Below are 23266 nucleotides of genomic sequence, written 5' to 3'. Positions count from 1 at the left end.
CGTCACAGGATGCGTTCCCACGCAGAGCGTGGGAACGATCAGTTACTCGGCGATAAGCCAATCCATCTGCCAGCCACCCTGGGTTTGCCCAAGCTGCTTGGACAACCACGGCAGCAGCTCACGCAACTCCTCCTCCAGCCCCCACGGCGGATTGGCAATCGCCAGACCCGAACCGGTCAGGGTGTTGGGCGTGTCCAGCGGATGCACCAGCAATTCCACCCGCAGCAACTTCGGCGCACCGGTACCGGCCAGGTCCTGGTAGAAGCGGCGCAGCATGCGCTGGTCCTTCACCGGGTACCAGATCGCAGCCACCGTCTGGCGCATCCGGCTCACGGCTTCCTTGAGGGACGCGGCGCAGCGCTGCATCTCGTCGAGCTTCTCGAACGGCGGGTCTATCAACATCAACGCACGCTTTTCCGGCACCGGCAGCAATGCCCGCGGCACGTGCCAACCTTCGCCAAGGTGGACTTTCACCCGACGATCACCCTTCATGTTGTCCTTGAGCAGCAGGCCGTCTTCCGGGTGCTTTTCGTTGAGCAGCACGCGGTCCTGAGGACGAGTCAGGCGTCGCGCCAGCTCCGGCGAACCCGGGTAGTAGCGCAATTCGCCATCCGGGTTCATCTCGTGCAGCACACGCATGTAATCGGCGGTCAGCGGCGGCAGGTCGGCCTGGCCCCACAGGCGGGCGATGCCTTCCAGGTATTCACCGGTACGGTTCGCCTGGTCGCCCTGCAGGTCGTACAGACCAATGCCGGCGTGGGTGTCGAGATAGGCAAACGGCTGCTCCTTGCGCGACATCAGGGCGATGAGGCGGGTCAAGGTAAGGTGTTTGAAGACATCGGCGTGGTTGCCGGCGTGATAGGCGTGACGATAATTCATGGTTGCTCCTGCGCAGGGGGCGAAGTTTACCTTTTACGCAGGCAAAGGTGCAGGGCTGCGCGTCAGGTGGCGCTTATGCCGCAAACACAGGGGCGCTGCCGAAAATAGTCTAATTGGCGGTGCGAAAGCGGATTTATTGTGGCGAGCAATTATCCATGGAGGTCATAACAACTCATGAAAGACGCCACCATCGCTTTGCACCATGGCTTCAAGTCGGACCCGACTACCAAGGCTGTCGCCGTGCCGATCTACCAGAACGTCGCTTTCGAATTCGATAACGCCCAGCACGGCGCCGACCTGTTCAACCTCGACGTGCCCGGCAATATCTACACGCGCATCATGAACCCCACCAACGACGTGCTGGAGCAACGCATCGCAGCACTCGAAGGCGGCATCGCGGCCCTGGCGGTGTCGGCCGGCAGCGCGGCGATCCACTACGCGATCCAGACCCTGACCCGTGCCGGTGACAACATCGTCACCACCCCGCAACTGTACGGTGGCACCTACACCCTGTTCGCCCACTTACTGCCGAGCTTCGGCGTTGACGTGCGCTTCGCCCGTGACGACTCCGCCGAAGCCATCGCCGAGCTGATCGATGACAACACCAAACTGGTGTACTGCGAGAGCATCGGCAACCCGGCAGGCAATATCATCGATATCGAAGCCCTGGCCAACGTCGCCCACGCCCGTGGCGTGCCGCTGATGGTGGACAACACCGTGGCCACGCCAATCCTGTGCAAGCCGATCCAGTTCGGCGCAGACATCGTCGTGCATTCGGTGACCAAATACGTGGGCGGCCACGGCAACTCGCTGGGTGGCGTGATCGTCGACAGCGGCACCTTTCCCTGGACCCAGTACCCGGAGAAATTCCCCGGACTCAACCAGCCGGAGCCGGCCTATCACGGTGTGGTCTACACCGAAAAATTCGGCCCGGCGGCGTTCATTGCCCGCGCCCGTACCGTGCCGCTGCGCAACACCGGCGCGGCCCTGGCGCCGATGAATGCATTCCTGCTGCTGCAAGGCCTGGAAACCCTGGCCCTGCGCATGGAGCGCCACACCGAAAACGCCTTGAAGATTGCCCACTTCCTGCAAGACCACGCACTGGTGGAGTGGGTCAGCTACGCCGGCCTGCCGGATCACCCCCACCATCACCTGGCGCAGAAATACATGCAGGGCAAACCGTCGGCGATTCTGTCCTTCGGCCTGAAGGGTGGTTATGAGGCGGGCGTGCGTTTCTACGATTCGCTGCAGATCTTCAAGCGCCTGGTGAACATTGGCGATGCCAAGTCCCTGGCCTGCCACCCGGCGTCCACCACCCATCGCCAGATGAATGAACAGGAGCAGGCGAAGGCCGGGGTGAAGCCGGAGATGATTCGCCTGTCGGTGGGCATTGAGGCGATTGAAGACCTGATCGAGGACCTGCAGCAGTCGCTGGCCTCAATCCAGCTCTGAGGCCAGCCAGGCGGCCAGCGCCTGATGGCTGACATCCGGCCGGCGCACGAAGCAGGCGACCTTGTGCTTCAAGGTCGCCGGCACAAAGGCGCTGTACAGGTCCGGGCGCTGTTCTTCCAGCCACTGCAACAGGTTGTCCACCTGCGTAACGCTCGATTGCTCACCCAGGTGCTGGAGAACATGCGGCGGCACTTGCCACCATGGGCCGGGCTTTGCCGCTCCCGCTGCCGTAACCGCTACCTCATGCTGGCGACCATTGATCCAGTAGCGACTGAACACCGGGAGCAACTCCTTTGCCTGTGGCCCCAGCGCCTGCAACACAGGCAGGACATAAGCACCGTCCCAGAAGCGAAAGAACACCGCCGGCCCTTCCGGCAACAGTACCTTGGTCAGGCTGCGCAGATGCTCGACGACGGTGTGCAAGGAACAGGACGACACCGCCAGCCAACCCCAGTCGATACCTTCGCATTCGGCGGCCCATTTCAGAAAAGCGCTGTCCACGGCGACCACCGCGACGTAGGGCATGACCTCCTCCCACGCTGCATACTCGCTGCCTGCCCAGATGGGGCTAAGTGCACGTCCGTCGGTACGCCGCCACGCATCGAGCGGCTTGCAGTCGCTGGCATTGCCCATCACCACAAACAACTGCTCGCCCGCCTGCAACGGCGCAGCCTCAAGCCACTGCCCGGGAGAAATCATGGCGCACCCGCGGGCAGTGATGTATTGCGATGCAGGGGCGTATTGCACACGCCATTCCTGCAGCGCTCGCACTCTTCGCAAAAGGGTGCGCTGCGCTTCAGGCTTAACACCTGGACGGCACTCAACGGTGCAGGTATTACCGCCAGCAACTTTTCCTGCAGCCCCGGCGTCAGCGGCGCTCCCGCCGGTGCCGGGGAGCCGCCAAGCTGGATTTGCGTGCTGCTGAAAATCCCGCCCGCCGAAACGTTGATCCACTGCCCACCGGCCTGGAGGGTCACGCTGGCACCCGCATCAATAACGACGTTTTGCCCGGCACCGATGTGAATGGTCAACCCGGCACGTACCTGCTGGGAGCCCGCGACCATCAGGTGATCGTCCTGCTTGAGTTCGGTCAGGCGGTTGCCGTGGGTGGTGCGCTGTTCTTCGCCCTGAAGCTCGTGACGATCAAGGCCTTTGACGATCACATCGCGCTGGTTGTCGACCTGCACGTGCTGGTCGTGCAGTACATGCTGGGTCCAGTTGCGCTGGGCGCGCAGGTAGATTTCCTCGGCACCCTTGCGGTCCTCGATGCGCAGCTCGTTGTAGCCACCGCCGCCGGGGCTGGTCTGGCTACGGAAGATGCTGCGGGTCTTGTCGGCTGGCAGGTCCAGCGGCACCGGCGTGGCGGCATTGGCCAGGCAACCGACCACCAGCGGCGTGTCGGCGTCGCCGTCGACGAAACCCACCAGCACCTCCATGCCCACCCGCGGGATCAACACCGAGCCGTAGTGCTCATGGGCCCAGCCACTGGCCACCCGCAGCCAGCAACTGGAATGTTCGTCGTGCTCCCCGGCGCGATCCCAGGCCATCTGCACCTTGACCCGGCCATACTCGTCACAATGGATCTCGCTGCCTGCCGGCCCTGTAACCACGGCGTTTTGATAGCCAGACACCGGCGGTCGCGATACCAGCAGCGGTGTTCGAAACGGCACCTCCCATGGCGTTACGACAAAGTGATTGCTGTAGCCCTGAGCCGATTCATCACCTGAGGCGTCGATGGTCGACTCCTCCAGCACCTGAGGCTGGCGCCCTGCATGCGTCACCTGGGTGACCAGCCACAAATCATTCCATTCCTGGCGAGGATGCCCTCCCATCCTCAGGAACTGCCCGCTGACCAGGGACGGCTGGTCGCTATGGCCACTGGCCTGGCGAAAGTCACCGCGATGGCGCTCCAACCTACGTTGCGCCAGGTATTTACCATGAGCGCGATCCGTAAAATTCCCGGGATAACACTGTTCCTCCAGCATGGGACGCTGGCCGCCGGACGCCGTGCTTTCCAAGCTCAGGCGTGGCTTTCTGAAGTCGTAGTCCCGCAGATTCACATCGGTGGTACGGGTCTTCAACCGCAGGGTAAAACGCTTGATCACCGGCGTGTCGGCAACCATCCCCGAACCCGCCGCGTATTGAGTGGCTTGCTCAGGCTGGGCGAACACGCTCTGGTCATCGCCGAACACCAAAAGGTGGCGCTCGGGGTGATGCTGGAAGTGGTAGTGAATGCCCGACTCGGCGCACAAGCGCTGGATGAACGCCAGATCGGTTTCGCCAAACTGAACGCAGTACTCACGCTCGGGGTACACCCCGCTCAGTTGAAACGAGAAGGCATCCGCCTGGATACCCTGCCCTTCCAGCACCAGTGCAATGATCTGCGGCACCGTCCGGTTCTGGAAAATCCGCTGGTGAGCGCTGTGCTCAAGATAAGCCAACTGCGGAACCAGCGTGATCTGATAACGCGTCAGGCGCTTGCCCGAGTCGCCTTGCGCCACCCGATAGACCTGGCCATGAATACCATGGCCATGCGCATCAAACCCCAGGAACGCCTGGCGATGCATCAAGCTTTCCAGGTCAAGGTCGGGTTGCTCGCTGACCAGTTCAAGGTCAAAACGATAGGGCAGGCTGACGAATTCATCGCCCGTGAACTCACGTACCTTGAGATCACTGGGCACACCGTCGAGGGTCAGGCTAAAGGCACTTTGATTGGCAGGAGCGAACATCCGGTGTTTCTCTGCGAGTAGTGGGTGGCCGATTCTGCACCAGCTGTTTGCCGAGCTGAGTGCGCTGCAGGCAAATCAGTAAATCCCTACATCGCAGGCGCTTTAATCTTCATGTATCAGGCATCGAAGCCCTACCACCAGCGTGCTAGCGTATTCGTCCCCCGTCGCCCCATGACAATGGAAAAAACATGGCCACCCGCTACGCAAAAATCGTCCTGACCCTTGCCCTGGCAGCCTTCGCCACACTCGTGGCCTTCAGCAACATCACCGACTACGGCTCCAACTTTGCCTTCGTCAAACATGTGCTGAGCATGGACACCACCTTCCCCGGCAACGCCGCGATGTATCGCGCCATCACCACCCCATGGCTGTGGCACGGTGCATATTGGCTGATCATCGCCGGTGAAGCCCTGACGGCCGTGCTGCTGGCGCGTGGAGCACTGGCCTTGTGGCGGGCTCGTCGTGCCACAGGTATCGACTTCAATCGCGCCAAGAAAAGCGCAATCGTCGGGCTGACCCTGGGTTTTGTGGTGTGGTTCTTCGGCTTTATGGTAATCGGCGGCGAGTGGTTCCTGATGTGGCAATCCCATCAGTGGAACGGCCAGGAAGCGGCGTTCAAGTTTTATATGGCGATCCTGGGTGTGCTGATTTTTCTCAACCAGCCGGACACTGACCACGACTGAAAAACCACGAATTCAAAATCGGTGGATGCCCTTTCACAAACTACTGTCAGATAGCTGACGGTAGTTTTTAGCCCTTTTCCCAAAGTATAAAAACCGCCTCACATTCAACGCTCACAGCCACCAGGCGAGCCCTTAAATTGGCCGTTTACTTCAGTGATCATCTGAATCTGTGAAAACAACACTGCGAGATCTGGAAGGCAAAAAAAACGGCCCGTCATCCAAAAGATGCGGGCCGTTTTCACTTCAGCGGGCATTCAAGCCCCCGCCGATTACTTGTTGAGGTTGTAATCCGCCTCGGCTGCATCAAACCGCTGAAGCATGCCAGCCGTCGGAGCACCCAGCTTGCTCACAAAGTAGATCGCCAGGCTGGCGAAGATGAAGCCCGGGATGATTTCGTACAGGCCAAACAGGCTGAAGTGCTTCCACACGATCACGGTGATCGCACCCACCAGGATGCCGGCCAATGCGCCATTACGCGTCATGCCTTTCCACAGTACGGAGATCAGTACCACAGGACCGAATGCAGCACCGAAACCAGCCCAGGCGTAGCTCACCAGGCCCAGTACGCGGTTTTCCGGGTTGGCGGCCATGGCGATGGCGATCAGCGCCACCAACAGCACCATGGCGCGACCGACCCACACCAGCTCGACCTGGGAGGCGTTTTTACGCAGGAAGGTTTTGTAGAAGTCTTCGGTCAGGGCGCTGGAGCACACCAACAGCTGGCAGCTCAGGGTGCTCATCACGGCAGCCAGGATGGCCGACAGCAGCACACCGGCAATCCATGGGTTGAAGAGCAACTTGGCCAGCTCGATGAACACACGCTCGTGGTTCTCGGTCACGGGACCGGCGACTTCCGGGTGCGCCGAGAAGTAGGCGATACCGAAGAAGCCCACCGCCACGGTGCCGCCCAGGCACAGGATCATCCAGGTCATGGAGATGCGGCGCGCCTTGGCAATCGATTTCACCGAATCCGCCGCCATGAAGCGCGCGAGGATGTGCGGCTGGCCGAAGTAACCCAGGCCCCAGCCCATCAGCGAAATGATGCCGATGAAGGTGGTGTTTTTCAGCATGTTGAAGTTGTCAGGGTTCTGCGCTTCGATCGCCAGGAAGGTGGTGTCGACGCCACCGGTGGCCAGCAGCACGATGATCGGGGTCAGCAACAAGGCGAAGATCATCAGCGTGGCTTGCACGGTGTCGGTCCAACTCACGGCCAGGAAACCACCGACGAAGGTGTAGGCAATGGTCGCGGCAGCACCGGCCCACAGCGCGGTCTCGTAGGACATGCCGAAGGTGCTTTCAAACAGACGGGCGCCAGCCACGATGCCGGAAGCGCAGTAGATGGTGAAGAACACCAGGATCACCACCGCAGAGATGATTCGCAGCAGGCCGCTTTTATCTTCGAAACGGCTGGAGAAGTAATCCGGCAGGGTCAGGGCGTCGCCGTTGTGCTCGGTCTGCACCCGCAGGCGGCCGGCTACAAACAGCCAGTTCAGGTAGGCACCGACGATCAGGCCGATGGCGATCCAGCTTTCCGACAGGCCAGACATGTAGATCGCGCCGGGCAAGCCCATCAGCAACCAGCCGCTCATGTCCGAGGCACCGGCCGAGAGCGCGGTGACCACGCTGCCGAGGCTGCGACCGCCGAGGATGTAGTCGGAAAGGTTGTTGGTGGAGCGATAGGCCATAAAGCCGATCAGCACCATGGCAGCGATATAGATCACAAATGTGATCAGGGTAGGATTACTTACGCTCATTGAGTTACGCCCTGGCTTTGTTTTTATGTAGCGGCGGTCTGTCCGGACGGCCATCCACTTTGCTAGTGGATAGACGAAGCCTGGCGCCGCGCATTTATGACTGACGTTTCCCCAGGAAAGCCATCAGCCGATGAACCGTCAGTAAGAGGTTGCACCTTGGGCGCGAATGCTATTCAACAAAGCAAATAAGGTGCAACCAGTTTCTTGAGAATAAGTTGCACCTCGATGTTTTTTGTGGAAAACACCGTGTTTTTGCTCCTTTTCGGAGCAAGAGCAGCCAAAGTCAGAAGCAAATGCACCAAGGCGCAGCCGATTCGGCTGCAACGATAATTTTTCCCGATCAGCATCAAAAATTTCATGGATAAAAAGGGTTGCACCCGGTTGCACCTCTCTCGGCGCACAGCTAATCTTGCCGCCAGCTGATGCCACGCAGTAGTGGCACCCATGAGGATAAAAAGATGGCTACGACCACCCTTGGGGTCAAACTTGACGACCCGACCCGCGAGCGCCTGAAGGCGGCCGCGACCTCCATTGATCGCACGCCGCACTGGCTGATCAAGCAGGCGATTTTCAATTACCTGGAGAAACTCGAGGGTGGTGCAACCCTGGCCGAGCTCAACGGCCTGGGCAGCAAGGACGCGGAAGAAGCCGGCGAGGTCCAGACCGACCACGCCCACCAGTGCTTCCTGGAATTTGCCGAAAGCATCCTGCCGCAATCCGTACTGCGCGCCTCGATCACCGCCGCCTACCGTCGCCCGGAGCCGGAAGTGGTGCCGATGCTGATCGAGCAGGCTCGCTTGCCCGCGGCAATGGCCGAGGCCACCAACAAGCTCGCCTCTTCGATCGCCGAGAAACTGCGCAATCAGAAAAGCGCCGGCGGCCGTGCAGGCATCGTCCAGGGCCTGCTGCAGGAATTCTCCCTGTCGTCCCAGGAAGGCGTAGCGCTGATGTGCCTCGCCGAAGCGCTGCTGCGCATCCCGGACAAGGGCACCCGCGACGCACTGATCCGCGACAAGATCAGCACCGGCAACTGGCACCCTCACCTGGGCAACAGCCCGTCGCTGTTCGTCAACGCCGCCACCTGGGGCCTGTTGCTGACAGGCAAACTGGTCGCCACCCACAACGAAGCCGGCCTGACCTCGTCCCTGAGCCGCATCATCGGCAAGAGCGGCGAGCCGATGATCCGCAAGGGCGTCGACATGGCCATGCGCCTGATGGGCGAGCAGTTCGTCACCGGTGAAACCATCGCCGAAGCCCTGGCCAATGCGAGCAAGTTCGAAGCCAAGGGCTTCCGCTATTCCTACGACATGCTCGGTGAAGCCGCACTTACCGAACATGACGCCCAGAAATACCTGGCCTCGTACGAACAAGCCATCCACTCGATCGGCAAGGCGTCCCACGGTCGCGGGATTTATGAAGGCCCGGGCATTTCCATCAAGCTCTCGGCCCTGCACCCGCGTTACAGCCGTGCGCAGTACGAGCGCGTGATGGACGAGCTGTACCCGCGCCTGCTGTCGCTGACCCTGCTGGCCAAGCAGTACGACATCGGCCTGAACATCGACGCCGAAGAAGCCGACCGCCTGGAGCTGTCCCTCGACCTGCTGGAACGACTGTGCTTCGAGCCGCAACTGACGGGCTGGAACGGTATCGGTTTTGTGATCCAGGCTTACCAGAAGCGTTGCCCGTATGTGATCGACTACGTGATCGACCTGGCACGCCGCAGCCGCCACCGCCTGATGATCCGCCTGGTAAAAGGCGCGTACTGGGACAGCGAAATCAAGCGCGCCCAGGTCGAAGGCCTGGAAGGCTATCCGGTGTACACCCGCAAGGTGTACACCGACGTTTCCTACATTGCCTGCGCACGCAAACTGCTTTCGGTACCGGAAGTTATCTACCCGCAGTTCGCCACCCACAACGCTCACACCTTGTCGGCGATTTACCATATTGCCGGTCAGAACTATTACCCCGGCCAGTACGAGTTCCAATGCCTGCACGGCATGGGCGAGCCTCTGTACGAGCAGGTTGTAGGCAAGGTCTCCGAAGGCAAGCTGAACCGTCCGTGCCGCGTGTACGCACCCGTCGGCACCCACGAAACACTGCTGGCTTACCTGGTGCGTCGCTTGCTGGAAAACGGCGCCAACACCTCGTTCGTCAACCGTATTGCCGACCAATCCATCTCGATCCAGGAGCTGGTGGCCGATCCAGTGGCCAGCATCGAGCAGATGGCGACGCCGGAAGGCGGCTTCGGCCTGCCGCACCCGCGTATCCCGCTGCCGCGTGACCTGTATGGTGCCGAGCGCGCCAACTCCGCCGGTATCGACCTGGCCAACGAACACCGCCTGGCGTCGCTGTCCTGCGCCTTGCTGGCTACCGCGCATAACAACTGGAAAGCCGCGCCGATGCTCGGTTGCGCTTCCAGCAATGAAGCGGCTGCACCGGTGTTGAACCCGTCGGATCTGCGTGACGTGGTTGGCCACGTACAGGAAGCAACTGTCGAAGACGTCGACAACGCCATCCAGTGCGCCCTGAACGCTGCGCCAATCTGGCAGGCCACCCCGCCCGCCGAACGCGCCGCGATCCTGGAACGTGCCGCCGATTTGATGGAAGGCGAGATCCAGCCGCTGATGGGCCTGCTGGCCCGCGAAGCCGGCAAGACCTTCGCCAACGCCATCGCCGAAGTGCGTGAAGCCGTGGACTTCCTGCGTTACTACGCGGTGCAGGCTCGCAACGATTTCACCAACGACGCTCACCGCCCGCTGGGCCCCGTGGTGTGCATCAGCCCGTGGAACTTCCCGCTGGCGATCTTCAGTGGCCAGGTCGCCGCTGCACTGGCCGCCGGCAACCCGGTACTGGCCAAGCCTGCCGAGCAAACACCGCTGGTGGCCGCACAAGCCGTGCGCCTGCTGCTGGAAGCCGGGATTCCGGAAGGCGTGCTGCAACTGCTGCCGGGCCAGGGCGAAACCGTCGGTGCGCGCCTGGTGGGTGATGATCGCGTCAAGGGCGTGATGTTCACCGGTTCCACCGAGGTTGCGCGCTTGCTGCAACGCAGTGTCGCCGGCCGTCTGGATGCACAGGGTCGTCCGATTCCGCTGATCGCCGAAACCGGTGGCCAGAACGCAATGATCGTCGACTCCTCGGCACTCACCGAACAAGTGGTGATCGACGTAGTGTCGTCGGCCTTCGACAGTGCCGGTCAACGTTGCTCGGCCCTGCGCGTACTGTGCTTGCAGGAAGATTCCGCTGACCGCGTCATCGAAATGCTTAAAGGTGCCATGGCTGAATGCCGCCTCGGCAACCCGGAGCGCCTGTCGGTGGATATCGGCCCGGTGATCGACGCCGAAGCCAAGACTGGCATCGAGAAACATATCCAGGCCATGCGCGACAAAGGCCGCAACGTTTACCAGGTCGCGATTGCCGATAGCGAAGAGATCAAGCGCGGCACCTTCGTGATGCCAACCCTGATCGAACTGGAAAGCTTCGACGAACTGCAACGGGAGATCTTCGGCCCGGTGCTGCACGTGGTGCGCTACAAGCGCAAAGAGATCGACCAGCTTATCGGCCAGATCAATGCCTCCGGCTATGGCCTGACCCTGGGCGTGCACACCCGCATCGACGAGACCATCGCCAAGGTGATCGACAACGTCCATGCCGGTAACGTCTACGTTAACCGCAACATCGTGGGCGCCGTGGTCGGCGTGCAGCCGTTCGGTGGCGAAGGCTTGTCGGGCACTGGCCCGAAAGCTGGCGGCCCGCTGTATCTGTACCGTTTGCTGTCGACCCGTCCTACGGACGCCATCGAGCAATCCTTCGTCCGTGGTGATGCACTGGCCGCACCGGATGTTCGCCTGCGGGATGCCATGAGCAAGCCGCTGACCGCCCTGAAAGCCTGGGCCGACAGCAGCAAGCTGAGCGACTTGAGCGCCCTGTGCGTGCAGTTCGCCGCGCAATCCCAAAGCGGTATCACCCGCCAACTGGCCGGCCCGACCGGCGAGCGCAACAGCTATGCCATCCTGCCCCGCGAGCACGTGTTGTGCCTGGCGGAAGTGGAAGGCGACCTGCTGACGCAACTGGCGGCCGTGCTGGCAGTCGGCGGCTCGGCGGTATGGCCGGAAACTGAATTGACCAAGGCCGTGTTCGCACGTTTGCCGAAGGATATTCAGGCGAAGATCACGCGGGTGGCTGACTGGACCAAGGATGAAACCGTGTTTGATGCCGTGCTGCATCACGGTGATTCCGACCAACTGCGCGGGGTTTGCCAGCAAGTGGCCAAGCGTGGCGGGGCGATTGTCGGGGTTCACGGTTTGTCTTCGGGCGAAACCGGGATTGCCCTGGAGCGCCTGGTGATCGAACGGGCGTTGAGCGTCAACACTGCTGCGGCGGGCGGTAACGCCAGCCTGATGACCATCGGCTAACTGAAGAAACGCGGTAAAACTGTGGGAGCGGGCTTGCTCGCGAATGCGCAGTGTCAGTCACCGGAGGTACTGACTGATCCACCGCATTCGCGAGCAAGCCCGCTCCCACATTGACCGCGTTCCACCTTCGAGCCGCGTTTTGCCCCTCCATCACCCAGATCAATCTTGCTATCCAGCCTCTATTTGCGCACTTAGACTCAGGCCCATTCCCACACAGGTAAGCCGCCATGTCCGAGACGCTGCTCAGTTCCCGCAATCTGGCTTTCGAGCTGTACGAAGTCCTCGATGCCGAGGGCCTGACCCAGCGCGAGCGGTTTGCCGAACACAACCGTGAAACCTTCGACGCCGCCATCGGCACCGCCCGCAGCATTGCCGAGAAGTTCTTCGCCCCGCATAACCGCAAGGGCGACGAGAACGAGCCACGCTACGAAAACGGTCAGGCGATTCTGATTCCCGAGGTGAAACCGGCAGTAGATGCCTTCCTCGAAGCCGGTTTTCTCAACGCCGCCCGCAGCTTCGAAGCCGGTGGCATGCAACTGCCCACCCTGCTCTCCCAGGCGTGTTTCGCCCACTTCCAGTCGGCCAACGCCGCATCCACGTCCTACCCGTTCCTGACCATGGGCGCCGCCAACCTGATCGAGAGCTTCGGCACCGAGGAGCAGAAACAACGCTTCCTGCAACCTATGATCCAAGGCCGCTTCTTTGGCACCATGGCGCTGACCGAGCCCCATGCGGGCTCATCGCTGTCGGATATTCGTACCCGCGCAGAGCCGGCGGCTGATGGCAGCTATCGCCTCAAGGGCAACAAGATCTTCATCTCCGGCGGCGATCACCCGCTGTCGGAGAACATCGTGCACATGGTGCTGGCCAAGCTGCCGGACGCACCTGCCGGGGTGAAGGGCATTTCGCTGTTTATCGTGCCCAAGTTCCTGGTCAACGACGACGGCAGCCTGGGCAAGCGCAACGATGTGCTGCTGGCCGGGCTGTTTCACAAGATGGGCTGGCGTGGCACCACCTCGACCGCGTTGAATTTCGGCGATAACGGCGAGTGTGTCGGCTACCTGGTGGGCAAACCGCACCAAGGCCTGAGCTGCATGTTCCAGATGATGAACGAAGCGCGGATCGGCGTGGGCATGGGCGCGGTGATGCTGGGTTACGCCGGCTACCTGTACTCCCTGGAATATGCCCGTGAACGTCCCCAAGGCCGCTTGCCCGACAGCAAGGATCCCAACACCGCGCCGGTGTCGATCATCCAGCACGCCGATATCAAACGCATGCTGTTGACCCAAAAAGCCTACGTGGAAGGCGCCTTCGACCTTGGCTTGTACGCCGCACGGTTGTTCGATGACACCACTACTCTGCCCAACGAAGCCGAGCGCAAACAGGCCCACGAACTGCTGGACCTGCTGACGCCGATCGTCAAATCCTGGCCGTCGGAGTTTTGCCTTAAAGCCAACGAACTGGCGATCCAGATACTCGGCGGCCACGGCTATACCCGCGAATACCCAGTGGAGCAGTACTACCGCGACAACCGTCTGAACCCGATCCATGAAGGCACCCACGGCATTCAGTCGCTGGACTTGCTCGGGCGCAAGCTGGCGCAGAACGGCGGTGCGGGCTTGAAGCAACTGATCCGCCTGATCGCCGAGACCGGCGCACGGGCACAGGAGTATCCGTCGCTGAATGCCTTGCGGGAACCGCTGGAACAACTGGTGGCGCGCCTGCAAGAGGTCACCCTCGGCCTGTTGACGGATCTCGCCCAGGGCAAGGTCAACAGCAGCCTGGCGAATTCGGCGCTGTACCTGAAGGTGTTCGGGCATACGGTGATTGGCTGGCGCTGGCTGGAACAGGCAATTCGCGCCGAGGAAGGGCTGGCCAGGGGCAATGCTGCCGATGTCGCCTTCTATAAGGGCAAGCTCCAGGCCGCTCGGTACTTCCTGACGTGGGAAATACCGGGCTGCCATCATGAACTGGCGATTCTCGAGGCACGCGATGACACGTGCCTGGGGATGCAGGATGAGTGGTTCTAAGGCGTTCCGATTGCCTTGGAAATCACCTCGACCGTGGCGCTGACTTGCTCTTGGTAACGGTCGAGTTCCTGCTGATGGTGCTTTTGCATTTCGATCTGCTCGGCGCACAGGTTCAGCGCCGCCAGCACCAATAGCTTGTCACCGATCAGCGTCGGGTACTTTTTCTTGGTGGTGGCCAGGGATGCCTTGAGCATCGTCACGGCGCTCATCAGGGTGTTGTCTTCCCCCTCCGGTGCCTTGATCGAGTAATCCTCACCGAGAATCGAAACGACCTTTATCCCTTCATTCATGCGCTGACAGGACCTGCGCTCACACGCTCAACCAACGCCTGGATACGGGCAGCGGTGGCGCCCTGCTTTTCTTCCTGTTCCATCAGGTTCAGCTGCAAGCTGTCGTTTTCATCCTTGGCGCGAGCCAGTTCGGCCTTGAGGGATTCGTTGGTGCCCAGTAGATCCTGGTTCTGCTGTACCAGGTCGCTGACCAGTTGTTCCAATTGGCTGAGGGATGCTTCTAACATTTTGATTTCTCGGGCTTTTTCAAAGGGCGGTGACGATAAAGAAAATTCACCTCGGATGCCAGGGTTATCCCTGGCGCGGGGCCTTGATTTTACAGGGCAGGCCACGCTTTCGAGCCTTAGTGACTGCATTTATGGCATCTGGTTCCTGAATCCCGTCGGCCCGCCCCGATCTGCGACAAAAGCGCGCACCCCCTCAAGACTTTAGTCGTATGACCGATAGGTCATGGACACCCCGCTCAAACCCCGCATGGATCGCGCTTCTCCCCAGGATCACAACATGTCTCTTCGTAATATGAATATCGCGCCGCGGGCCTTTCTCGGCTTCGCGTTGATTGGCGCGCTGATGTTGTTTCTCGGTGTGTTCGCCCTGAACCAGATGAGCAAGATCCGTGCGGCGACGGAAGACATCACCCTTAGCAGCGTGCCGAGCATTCGCGCCCTGGACGAGTTCACTCAACTGACCCTGCGCCTGCGGGTGCTGTCGTATCGCCTGCTGACCAACCGCGAGCCTGACGTCCAGCAAAAGACCCTTGAGTCTTTTGACGTGCGCAATCAGCAGATTCGTACGGCCCAGGCGGTCTACGAGAAGTTGATCGACAGCAGCGAAGAACGTGCTGCCTACGATGAATACGTGCGTCTGCTGGCCCAGTACCATCAGATTGAAGAGCGCATGAAGAGCCTGTCACGGGCCAATCAGGTTGAAGAGCTGCGCACGCTGCTGAATACCGAGCTGCTGAACAACTCGGATCAGGTCAACGCCGTATTGAACCGCCTGCTGGACATCAACAACAAGATGGCGCTGGCCACCAACCAGCAAGCCGCCGACCAGTACGACATGGCGTTTGAGCTGGTGGTGATCCTGCTGATCCTCGCCACGGCGCTGACCATGCTGTTCGCCTGGTTGCTGACCCGCAGCATCACCCTGCCGATCGCCCAGGCCCTGGATGCCGCCGAGGAAATCGCCGAAGGCAACCTGACGCGCCCGATCAAGGTGGAAGGCAACGACGAAGCCGGCCGACTACTGTTGGCAATGGCCAAGATGCAGGACAAATTGAAGGACACCTTGCAGCGCATTTCCGGCTCGGCCACCCAATTGGCCTCCGCCGCGGAAGAGCTGAATGCCGTGACCGACGAAAGCGCCCGTGGCCTGACCCAGCAAAACAACGAAATCGAACAGGCCGCCACGGCGGTGAACGAGATGACCAGCGCGGTTGAAGAAGTGGCCCGCAACGCGGTCAGCACTTCCGAAGCCTCGAAGAACGCCACGTCGTCTGCGGGCGATGGACGTGATTTGGTGCAGGAAACCGTCAGCGCCATTGAACGCATGAGCAGCGACGTGCAAGCCACTGCCACCTTGATCGGCAACCTGGCGGAAGAGTCCCGGGACATCGGCAAGGTGCTGGACGTGATTCGTGGCTTGGCTGACCAGACCAACCTGCTGGCCCTGAACGCCGCGATTGAAGCGGCGCGTGCCGGTGAAGCCGGGCGTGGTTTTGCGGTGGTGGCGGATGAGGTGCGGGCCCTGGCCCATCGCACCCAACAGTCCACCAGCGAAATCGAGCGGATGATCGGCAGCATTCAGGCCGGTACCGAGCATGCAGTGGATTCGATGCGCAACAGCACCGAGCGGGCGGAATCGACGTTGAACATCGCCAAGGGTGCGGGGATGTCGCTGGACACCATCAACACTGCCATCGTTGAAATCAACGAGCGCAACCTGGTGATCGCCAGTGCCGCTGAAGAGCAGGCGCAGGTGGCGCGGGAAGTGGATCGCAACCTGGTGAATATTCGTGACTTGTCGGTGCAGTCGGCGACCGGCGCCAGCCAGACCAGTGCGGCGAGCAGTGAGCTGTCGCGGTTGGCGGTGGATTTGAACGGGATGGTGGGGCGGTTCAGGCTTTAACGGATACCGCAGGGCTAAAAATGTGGGAGCGGGCTTGCTCGCGAAWGCGGTGGATCAGCTACGCATAAGGCGACTGACACACCGCTTTCGCGAGCAAGCCCGCTCCCACATTGAATATGCGCCAGCCATTCAAAACCTTTTTGACAGCACAGCAATTCAACAGGTTAGAATCGCTGGCACGCAGACTGCATGGTCAGTTTGCGCCTCGTCTTTCCTGCTTATGGAGTACTGCCTTTGAATGCGACGACCATCAACAGCCTGTTCTTGATCGGCGCGTTGCTGGTAGGTGCGAGCATTCTGGTGAGTTCTCTTTCGTCCCGCCTGGGGATTCCGATCCTGGTGATCATCCTGGCCGTGGGCATGATCGCCGGCGTCGACGGCGGCGGCATCATCTTCGATAACTACCCGACTGCCTACCTCGTGGGCAACCTCGCCCTGGCCGTGATCCTGCTCGACGGCGGACTGCGAACGCGGGTAGCCAGTTTCCGTGTAGCCCTCTGGCCTGCGTTGTCCCTGGCGACGGTCGGGGTGCTGATCACCACCGGCCTCACCGGCATGGCAGCCGCCTGGCTGTTCAACCTCAACATCATTCAAGGCCTGCTGATCGGCGCCATCGTCGGCTCCACGGACGCCGCAGCGGTGTTCTCGCTGCTGGGCGGCAAAGGCCTGAACGAACGGGTCACCGCCAGCCTGGAAATCGAATCCGGCAGCAACGACCCGATGGCGGTGTTCCTCACCGTCACCCTGATCGACATGCTCGCCAGCGGCCAGACCGGCCTGCACTGGAGCCTGCTGGGCCACCTGATCCGCGAGTTCGGCATCGGCGGCATCATCGGCCTGGGCGGAGGCTGGTTGATGCTGCAGATGGTCAACCGGATCAACCTGGCCAACGGCCTGTACCCGATCCTGGTGATTTCCGGCGGCCTGGTGGTGTTCGCCCTGACCAACGCCTTGCACGGCAGCGGTTTCCTCGCCGTTTACCTGTGCGGCCTGGTGATCGGCAACCGCCCGGTGCGCAGCCGGCATGGCATTTTGCATATGCTCGACGGCATGGCCTGGCTGGCACAGATCGGCATGTTTCTGGTGCTGGGCCTGCTGGTCACGCCCCATGATTTGCTGCCCATCGCGCTGCCGGCCCTGGGCCTGGCGCTGTGGATGATTCTCTTCGCACGGCCGCTGTCGGTGATCGTCGGCCTCTTGCCGTTCAAGGCCTTCCATGGCCGAGAGAAAGCCTTTATCGCCTGGGTCGGCCTGCGCGGTGCGGTACCGATCATTCTGGCGGTGTTCCCGCTGATGGCCGGCCTGCCCCACGCGCAGCTGTACTTCAACCTGGCGTTCTTTATCGTGCTGGTGTCGTTGCTGGTGCAGGGTACGAGCCTGCCGTGGGTCGCCAAACTGTTGAAAGTGACGGTACCGCCAGAGCCGGCGCCGATTTCCCGGGCGGCCCTGGAAGTGCACGTCACCAGCGAGTGGGAGCTGTTCGTCTACCGCCTGGGCGCCGAAAAATGGTGCATCGGCGCCGCCCTGCGGGAGCTGAAAATGCCCGAAGGCACGCGGATCGCCGCGCTGTTTCGTGGCCAGCAACTGCTCCATCCGTCGGGTAGTACGGTGCTCGAAGTCGACGATCTGCTATGCGTAATCGGCCATGAACACAACTTGCCGGCCCTCGGCAAACTGTTCAGCCAGGCACCACAACGGGGCCTCGACCTGCGCTTCTTCGGTGACTTCGTCCTGGAAGGCGACGCTCAGCTGGGCGCGGTTTCGGCCCTGTACGGGCTCAAGCTCGAGGGCATCGACCCGGACATGCCACTGAGTCGTTTCATCACCCAGAAAGTCGGCGGTGCGCCCGTGGTCGGCGACCAGGTGGAATGGAACAACACCATTTGGACCGTCGCGGTCATGGACGGGAACAAGATCGGCAAAGTCGGCGTCAGATTCCCCGAAGGAAGTCGCCCGGGCCCCGGACTCTTCCTCTAAACTGCGGGGCGACGGCGCGCCAGTCGATGTCGGGACGCCCCCTATTTTTCACCTTGCTCGACCGGTCTCTATGACAACCCTGCGCACTTTTCTCGCCACTGCCCTGCTGGGCCTGACTCTCTGCGTCGGCACCGTACACGCGGCCGACCCGCCCAGCATCGATTCCGTCCAGCAAACCCTGGACAAGCTGCCGGACCGCAAACTGCCCGACGCCGACATGAAGGCGCTGCAAAGCATCCTGCAGCAAACGCTCACCTTCCTGGGCAACCAGCAGGACTACCAGCAGCGCCTGGTGGACCTCAAGCGCCAGCTCGAAGACGCGCCGCGCCAGACCGTCGACAACCAGCGCGAACTGACCCGCCTCAAGGCCACCAAGGTGATTCCGGTCGCCCAGCGCTACGCCACCTTGCCGGTGCCGCAACTTGAACAACTGCTGGTGCAGCGCACCACCCAGCAAGGCGACCTGCAAAAGGAACTGGCCGACGCCAACAGCCTGACCATCGCGGCCCAAACCCGTCCCGAGCGCGCCCAGACCGAAATCAGCAGCAGCCAGACACGTATCCAGCAGATCAACGCGACTCTCAAGGCAGGCAAGGACAACGGCAAGACCCTCAGCGGCGACCAGCGCAACCAGCTGAATGCCGAGTTGGCCGCCCTCAACGCCCTGATTCCCCTGCGCCGCCAGGAACTGGCCGGCAACAGCCAACTGCAAGACCTGGGCAACAGCCAGCACGACCTGGTGCTGGAAAAGACCGCGCGCCTGGAGCAGGAAATCCAGGACCTGCAAACCCTGATCAACCAGAAACGCCTGGCCCAGTCCCAGGAAACCGTGACCCAGCAGTCCATCGAAGCCCAGAAGGCCGGTGGCAGCAGCCTGCTCGCCACGGAAAGCGCGGCCAACCTGAAACTGTCCGACTACCTGCTCAAAAGCACTGACCGGCTCAACGAGCTGACCCAGAAAAACCTGCAAACCAAGCAGCAACTGGACAGCGTGACCCAAAGCGACTCGGCGCTGGACGAGCAGATCAACGTGCTCAAGGGCAGCCTGCTACTGTCCAAGATCCTCTACAAACAGAAGCAGGCCCTCCCGCGCCTGACGGTGGACCGCGACCTGGCGGATGACATCGCCAACATTCGCCTGTACCAGTTCGAGGTCAATCAACAGCGCGAACTGATCAGCACCCCGAGCACCTACGTCGACAGCTTGCTGGCCAACCAGCCGGCCGACCAGGTGACGCCACAACTGCGGCGCACCCTGCTGGAACTGGCGATCACCCGCAGCGACCTGCTGGAACGCTTGAGCCGGGAACTGAGCGCACTGCTCAACGAATCCATCACCCTGCAACTGAACCAGAAACAACTGCTGAGCACCGCCACCACCTTGCGGGCGACCCTCGACGAACAGATGTTCTGGATTCCCAGCAACAAGCCGCTGGATACCGAATGGCTGGAAACCGTACCGGCGCACCTGAGCAAACAGGTCAATACCCTGCCGTGGGCCTCCAGCGTCAGCGAGCTGTATGACGGCCTGACCCAGCGCCCGCTGCTGTTCCTGCCCCTGCTGTTGTTGATCGGCGCGCTGCTGTGGCGTCGCAGCTACCTGTATGCCCGGCTGAAAAAAATCCATATGGACATCGGCCACTTCAAACGCGACAGCCAGTGGCACACGCCGGTGGCGATCCTGGTGAATATCGCGCTGGCGATGCCGGTGGCCCTGGGCCTGGCACTCTGCGGCTATGCGTTGCAGATCGACGCCCGCGGGCAAAACGCCAACCTCGGCGCCGCCCTGCTGCAGATCGCCCAGGCGTGGCTGGTGTTCTACACCGCGTATCGGATCCTCGCGCCTGGCGGCGTCGCCGAATTGCACTTCCGCTGGGAAAAACCCCAGGTCGAATTCCTCCAGGGCTGGGTACGCAAGCTCGGGCTCGTGGTACTGGCGTTGGTGGCCGTGGTGGCCATCGCCGAACATCAGCCGGCAGCGCTGGCCGACGATGTGCTGGGCATCGGTGTGGTACTGACCTGCTACGCACTGATGGCGTGGCTGCTCGGGCGCCTGCTGCTCAACAGCCCGACCCACGAAAAAGCCTCGCTGTTTCGCAAGGCCGTGGGCCTGGTGTTTACGGCACTGCCGGTGGCGCTGTTTATCGCCGTATGTTTTGGCTACTACTACACCGCCCTCAAGCTCAGCGACCGGCTGATCAACACCTTGTACCTGCTGATGTTCTGGCTGGTGATCGAAGCCACCTTCGTACGTGGCCTGGGCGTTGCGGCACGGCGCCTGGCCTATGCGCGGGCCCTGGCCAAACGCCAGGCCGCCAAGGAAGCCGGTGATGGTGAAGCAGTGATCGAAGAGCCGACCCTGGACATCGAACAGGTCAACGAACAGTCGATGCGCCTGATTCGCCTGGCGCTGCTGGGCGGCTTTATCGCTGCGCTGTACTGGGTATGGTCCGACTTGATCTCGGTGTTTTCCTACCTGGACAACGTCACCCTCTACGAATACACCAGCGGCACCGGCGCCAATATCAGCATGGTGCCCATCAGCATCGGCGACTTGCTCGGCGCCCTGATCATCATCGGCATCACCTTCGCCCTGGCGCGCAACCTGCCCGGCCTCCTGGAAGTGTTGGTGCTGTCCAAGCTCGACCTGGCCCAGGGCAGCGCCTACGCCACCACCACCTTGCTGTCCTATGTGATTGCCGGCGTCGGGTTTGTCTCCACTCTGTCGACCCTCGGCGTGAGCTGGGACAAGTTGCAATGGCTGGTGGCCGCGCTGTCGGTGGGGTTGGGTTTCGGGATGCAGGAAATCTTCGCCAACTTCATCTCCGGCATCATGATCCTGTTCGAGCGGCCGGTACGGATCGGCGACACCATCACCATCGGCAACCTGTCGGGCACGGTGAGCAAGATCCGCATCCGTGCCACCACCATCACCGACTTCGACCGCAAGGACATCATTGTCCCGAACAAGACGTTCATCACCGGGCAACTGATCAACTGGTCGCTGACCGACACCATCACCCGGGTCACCCTGAAGCTGGGCGTGGACTACGGCTCGGACCTGGACCTGGTGAAGGAATTGCTGCTCAAGGCCGCCGCCGAAAACCCACGCGTGTTGAAGGACCCGGCGCCCCACGTGTACTTCCTCAACTTCGGTGAAAGCACCCTCGATCACGAACTGCGCATGCATGTACGGGACCTGGGCGACCGCAACCCGGTGATCGATGAGGTCAACCGCTTCATCAACCGCGAGTTCAAGAACCACCACATCAACATCTCGTTCCGGCAGATGGAGGTTTACCTGAAGAACCTGCATGGCCAGGAATACAAGCTGGTGCCGGTGGAAGAAGAAAACCGGACCATCCTGCCGCCCGCCCAGGACCAGGACCTGCCCGAGCCGCCGCCCGCCAAACTCGACTAAACGCGCTATCCCCAGCAGAATGGTCGGACATTCTGCTCAGGAGATGGCCGTTGAAAGCCCTCGACGAACTGACCTTCGACAACCGCTTCGCCCGCCTGGGCGACGGTTTCTCAACCCATGTGCTGCCCGAGCCCATCGACGAACCGCGTTTAGTGGTGGCGAGCGAGGCAGCCATGGCGCTGCTGGATCTCGACCCCGCCGTGGCCGAAACACCGGTATTTGCCGAGCTGTTCGGCGGGCACAAGCTGTGGGCCGAGGCCGAGCCGCGGGCGATGATCTATTCCGGGCATCAGTTTGGCTCGTACAACCCGCAACTGGGGGATGGCCGCGGATTGTTGCTGGGCGAGGTGTACAACCAGGCCGGCGAGCATTGGGACCTGCACCTCAAGGGTGCCGGGCAAACCCCGTACTCGCGCATGGGCGATGGTCGTGCGGTGTTGCGCTCGTCGATCCGGGAGTTTCTGGCGTCGGAAGCACTGCATGCGCTGGGCATTCCCAGCAGTCGTGCGCTGTGTGTGATCGGTTCCACCACGCCGGTGTGGCGCGAGAAACAGGAGCGCGCCGCCATGGTGCTGCGCCTGGCCCACAGCCACGTGCGCTTTGGGCATTTCGAATATTTCTACTACACCAAGAAGCCTGAATTGCAGAAGCAATTGGCGGAGCACGTGCTGTCCCTGCACTTCCCGGAATGCATGGAACAGCCCGAGCCGTACCTGGCGATGTTCCGCGAAATCGTCGAGCGTAATGCCGAGTTGATCGCCAAGTGGCAGGCCTATGGGTTCTGCCATGGAGTGATGAACACCGACAACATGTCGATCCTCGGCATCACCTTCGACTTCGGGCCGTTTGCGTTCCTGGACGATTTCGACGCGCAGTTCGTCTGCAACCACTCCGACCATGAAGGGCGTTATTCCTTCAGCAACCAGGTGCCGATCGGGCAGTGGAACCTGAGCGCACTGGCCCAGGCGTTGACGCCGTTTATCAGCGTCGAGGCGCTGCGGGAAACGCTGGGGCTGTATCTGCCGTTGTTCCAGGCCCACTACCTGGACCTGATGCGCCGCCGACTGGGCCTCACCACCGCCGAAGATGACGATCAGAAACTGGTGGAGCGCCTGCTGCAACTGATGCAGAACAGCAGCGTCGATTACACCCTGTTCTTCCGCCGGCTGGGGGATGAATCTGCCGCATTGGCCGTGGCGCGGTTGCGCGACGACTTTGTCGACCTCAAGGGGTTTGATGAGTGGGCGGATCTGTACAAGGCGCGTGCGGAGCGCGACGCCAGCGGCACAGAAGAACAGCGACGTGAGCGGATGCATGGGGTGAATCCGCTTTATATCCTGCGCAACTACCTGGCGCAGAACGCCATCCAGGCGGCGGAGCTTGGGGATTACAGCGAAGTGCGCCGGCTGCATGAAGTGCTGACCAAACCGTTTGAAGAGCAGCCGGGGATGGAACAATACGCCCAGCGGCCGCCGGATTGGGGGAAGCATTTGGAGATTAGTTGTTCTT

15 protein-coding genes are annotated in these 23266 nt (G+C 61.5%); 8 read left to right on the top strand and 7 right to left on the bottom strand.

What is annotated here, in order from left to right; translation table 11 throughout:
• Positions 1–42: 42 nt before the first annotated feature.
• Positions 43–879 carry a 23S rRNA (adenine(2030)-N(6))-methyltransferase RlmJ gene (locus JV201_RS02180; RefSeq protein ID WP_003209435.1) on the bottom strand — a complete coding sequence of 279 codons (837 nt, stop codon included), beginning with the start codon at positions 877–879 and terminating at the stop codon, positions 43–45.
• 174 nt (positions 880–1053) lie between these two features.
• Between JV201_RS02180 and JV201_RS02175 the strand changes: the two genes are divergently transcribed.
• On the top strand, positions 1054–2331 hold the full coding sequence (locus JV201_RS02175; protein ID WP_219406456.1) for an O-acetylhomoserine aminocarboxypropyltransferase/cysteine synthase family protein: 1278 nt from the start codon (positions 1054–1056) through the stop codon (positions 2329–2331).
• Here JV201_RS02175 and JV201_RS02170 read toward each other — a convergent pair.
• Entirely contained in the window at positions 2317–3030 is a 714-nt protein-coding gene (locus JV201_RS02170; RefSeq protein WP_219406455.1) for a DUF4123 domain-containing protein, read from the bottom strand. The genes JV201_RS02175 and JV201_RS02170 overlap by 15 nt on opposite strands.
• A complete protein-coding gene (locus JV201_RS02165) occupies positions 3027–5060 on the bottom strand; it encodes a type VI secretion system tip protein VgrG (RefSeq protein WP_219406454.1) in 2034 nt (677 codons plus the stop codon). Before JV201_RS02165 ends, JV201_RS02170 begins: the two co-directional genes overlap by 4 nt.
• Positions 5061–5248: 188 nt before the next feature.
• Here JV201_RS02165 and JV201_RS02160 point away from each other — a divergent pair, with 188 nt between their 5' ends.
• Positions 5249–5743 (top strand): DUF2165 family protein, encoded by a 495-nt coding sequence (locus JV201_RS02160; RefSeq protein ID WP_008439179.1) that lies wholly within the window; start codon positions 5249–5251, stop codon positions 5741–5743.
• Between the two features lie 269 nt (positions 5744–6012).
• Here JV201_RS02160 and putP read toward each other — a convergent pair whose 3' ends face one another.
• Entirely contained in the window at positions 6013–7497 is a 1485-nt protein-coding gene (gene putP / locus JV201_RS02155) for a sodium/proline symporter PutP (RefSeq protein ID WP_177022510.1), read from the bottom strand.
• A gap of 138 nt (positions 7498–7635) precedes the next feature.
• Positions 7636–7926 carry a hypothetical protein gene (locus JV201_RS02150; RefSeq protein ID WP_219406453.1) on the bottom strand — a complete coding sequence of 97 codons (291 nt, stop codon included), beginning with the start codon at positions 7924–7926 and terminating at the stop codon, positions 7636–7638.
• 29 nt (positions 7927–7955) lie between these two features.
• Between JV201_RS02150 and putA the strand changes: the two genes are divergently transcribed.
• On the top strand, positions 7956–11909 hold the full coding sequence (putA, locus tag JV201_RS02145; protein WP_219406452.1) for a trifunctional transcriptional regulator/proline dehydrogenase/L-glutamate gamma-semialdehyde dehydrogenase: 3954 nt from the start codon (positions 7956–7958) through the stop codon (positions 11907–11909).
• A gap of 227 nt (positions 11910–12136) precedes the next feature.
• Positions 12137–13939, top strand: a complete 1803-nt coding sequence (locus JV201_RS02140; protein ID WP_219406451.1) for an acyl-CoA dehydrogenase — start codon at positions 12137–12139, stop codon at positions 13937–13939.
• On the opposite strand, the gene JV201_RS02135 is transcribed toward JV201_RS02140, so the two are convergent.
• Together JV201_RS02135 and JV201_RS02130 are read right to left on the bottom strand one after the other, a co-directional pair.
• The gene (locus JV201_RS02135) at positions 13936–14229 is read right to left on the bottom strand and encodes a cell division protein ZapA (protein WP_003209415.1); all 294 of its coding nucleotides are present in this window, start codon (positions 14227–14229) and stop codon (positions 13936–13938) included. The genes JV201_RS02140 and JV201_RS02135 overlap by 4 nt on opposite strands.
• Entirely contained in the window at positions 14226–14456 is a 231-nt protein-coding gene (locus JV201_RS02130) for a hypothetical protein (RefSeq protein ID WP_003209413.1), read from the bottom strand. The genes JV201_RS02135 and JV201_RS02130 overlap by 4 nt, the downstream gene beginning before the upstream one ends.
• Before the next feature lie 277 nt (positions 14457–14733).
• Between JV201_RS02130 and JV201_RS02125 the strand changes: the two genes are divergently transcribed.
• From JV201_RS02125 to selO, 4 genes are all read left to right on the top strand, one after another.
• The gene (locus JV201_RS02125; RefSeq protein WP_023659353.1) at positions 14734–16359 is read left to right on the top strand and encodes a methyl-accepting chemotaxis protein; all 1626 of its coding nucleotides are present in this window, start codon (positions 14734–14736) and stop codon (positions 16357–16359) included.
• 234 nt (positions 16360–16593) lie between these two features.
• Positions 16594–18336: a potassium/proton antiporter gene (locus JV201_RS02120; protein WP_008439183.1), complete on the top strand. Its 1743-nt coding sequence runs from the start codon at positions 16594–16596 to the stop codon at positions 18334–18336.
• A 70-nt stretch (positions 18337–18406) separates the two neighbouring features.
• Positions 18407–21757, top strand: a complete 3351-nt coding sequence (gene mscK, locus JV201_RS02115; protein WP_102604294.1) for a mechanosensitive channel MscK — start codon at positions 18407–18409, stop codon at positions 21755–21757.
• A 50-nt stretch (positions 21758–21807) separates the two neighbouring features.
• Positions 21808–23266, top strand: a 1459-nt coding sequence (gene selO, locus JV201_RS02110; protein WP_219406450.1) for a protein adenylyltransferase SelO, incomplete at its 3' end; no start/stop codon positions are given.

It is taken from the genome of Pseudomonas sp. Colony2, assembly GCF_019382755.1.
Classification (GTDB): domain Bacteria; phylum Pseudomonadota; class Gammaproteobacteria; order Pseudomonadales; family Pseudomonadaceae; genus Aquipseudomonas.
This window is presented reverse-complemented; position numbering and strand designations above follow the sequence as displayed.

Coding starts and splice junctions, on each gene's coding strand:
- mscK (WP_102604294.1), top strand. CDS start 18,407: ATGACAACCCTGCGCACTTTTCTCGCCACTGCCCTGCTGGGCCTGACT.
- JV201_RS02160 (WP_008439179.1), top strand. CDS start 5,249: ATGGCCACCCGCTACGCAAAAATCGTCCTGACCCTTGCCCTGGCAGCC.
- JV201_RS02135 (WP_003209415.1), bottom strand. CDS start 14,229: ATGAATGAAGGGATAAAGGTCGTTTCGATTCTCGGTGAGGATTACTCG.
- putA (WP_219406452.1), top strand. CDS start 7,956: ATGGCTACGACCACCCTTGGGGTCAAACTTGACGACCCGACCCGCGAG.
- JV201_RS02165 (WP_219406454.1), bottom strand. CDS start 5,060: ATGTTCGCTCCTGCCAATCAAAGTGCCTTTAGCCTGACCCTCGACGGT.
- JV201_RS02130 (WP_003209413.1), bottom strand. CDS start 14,456: ATGTTAGAAGCATCCCTCAGCCAATTGGAACAACTGGTCAGCGACCTG.
- JV201_RS02170 (WP_219406455.1), bottom strand. CDS start 3,030: ATGATTTCTCCCGGGCAGTGGCTTGAGGCTGCGCCGTTGCAGGCGGGC.
- JV201_RS02180 (WP_003209435.1), bottom strand. CDS start 879: ATGAATTATCGTCACGCCTATCACGCCGGCAACCACGCCGATGTCTTC.
- JV201_RS02175 (WP_219406456.1), top strand. CDS start 1,054: ATGAAAGACGCCACCATCGCTTTGCACCATGGCTTCAAGTCGGACCCG.
- JV201_RS02125 (WP_023659353.1), top strand. CDS start 14,734: ATGTCTCTTCGTAATATGAATATCGCGCCGCGGGCCTTTCTCGGCTTC.
- putP (WP_177022510.1), bottom strand. CDS start 7,497: ATGAGCGTAAGTAATCCTACCCTGATCACATTTGTGATCTATATCGCT.
- JV201_RS02140 (WP_219406451.1), top strand. CDS start 12,137: ATGTCCGAGACGCTGCTCAGTTCCCGCAATCTGGCTTTCGAGCTGTAC.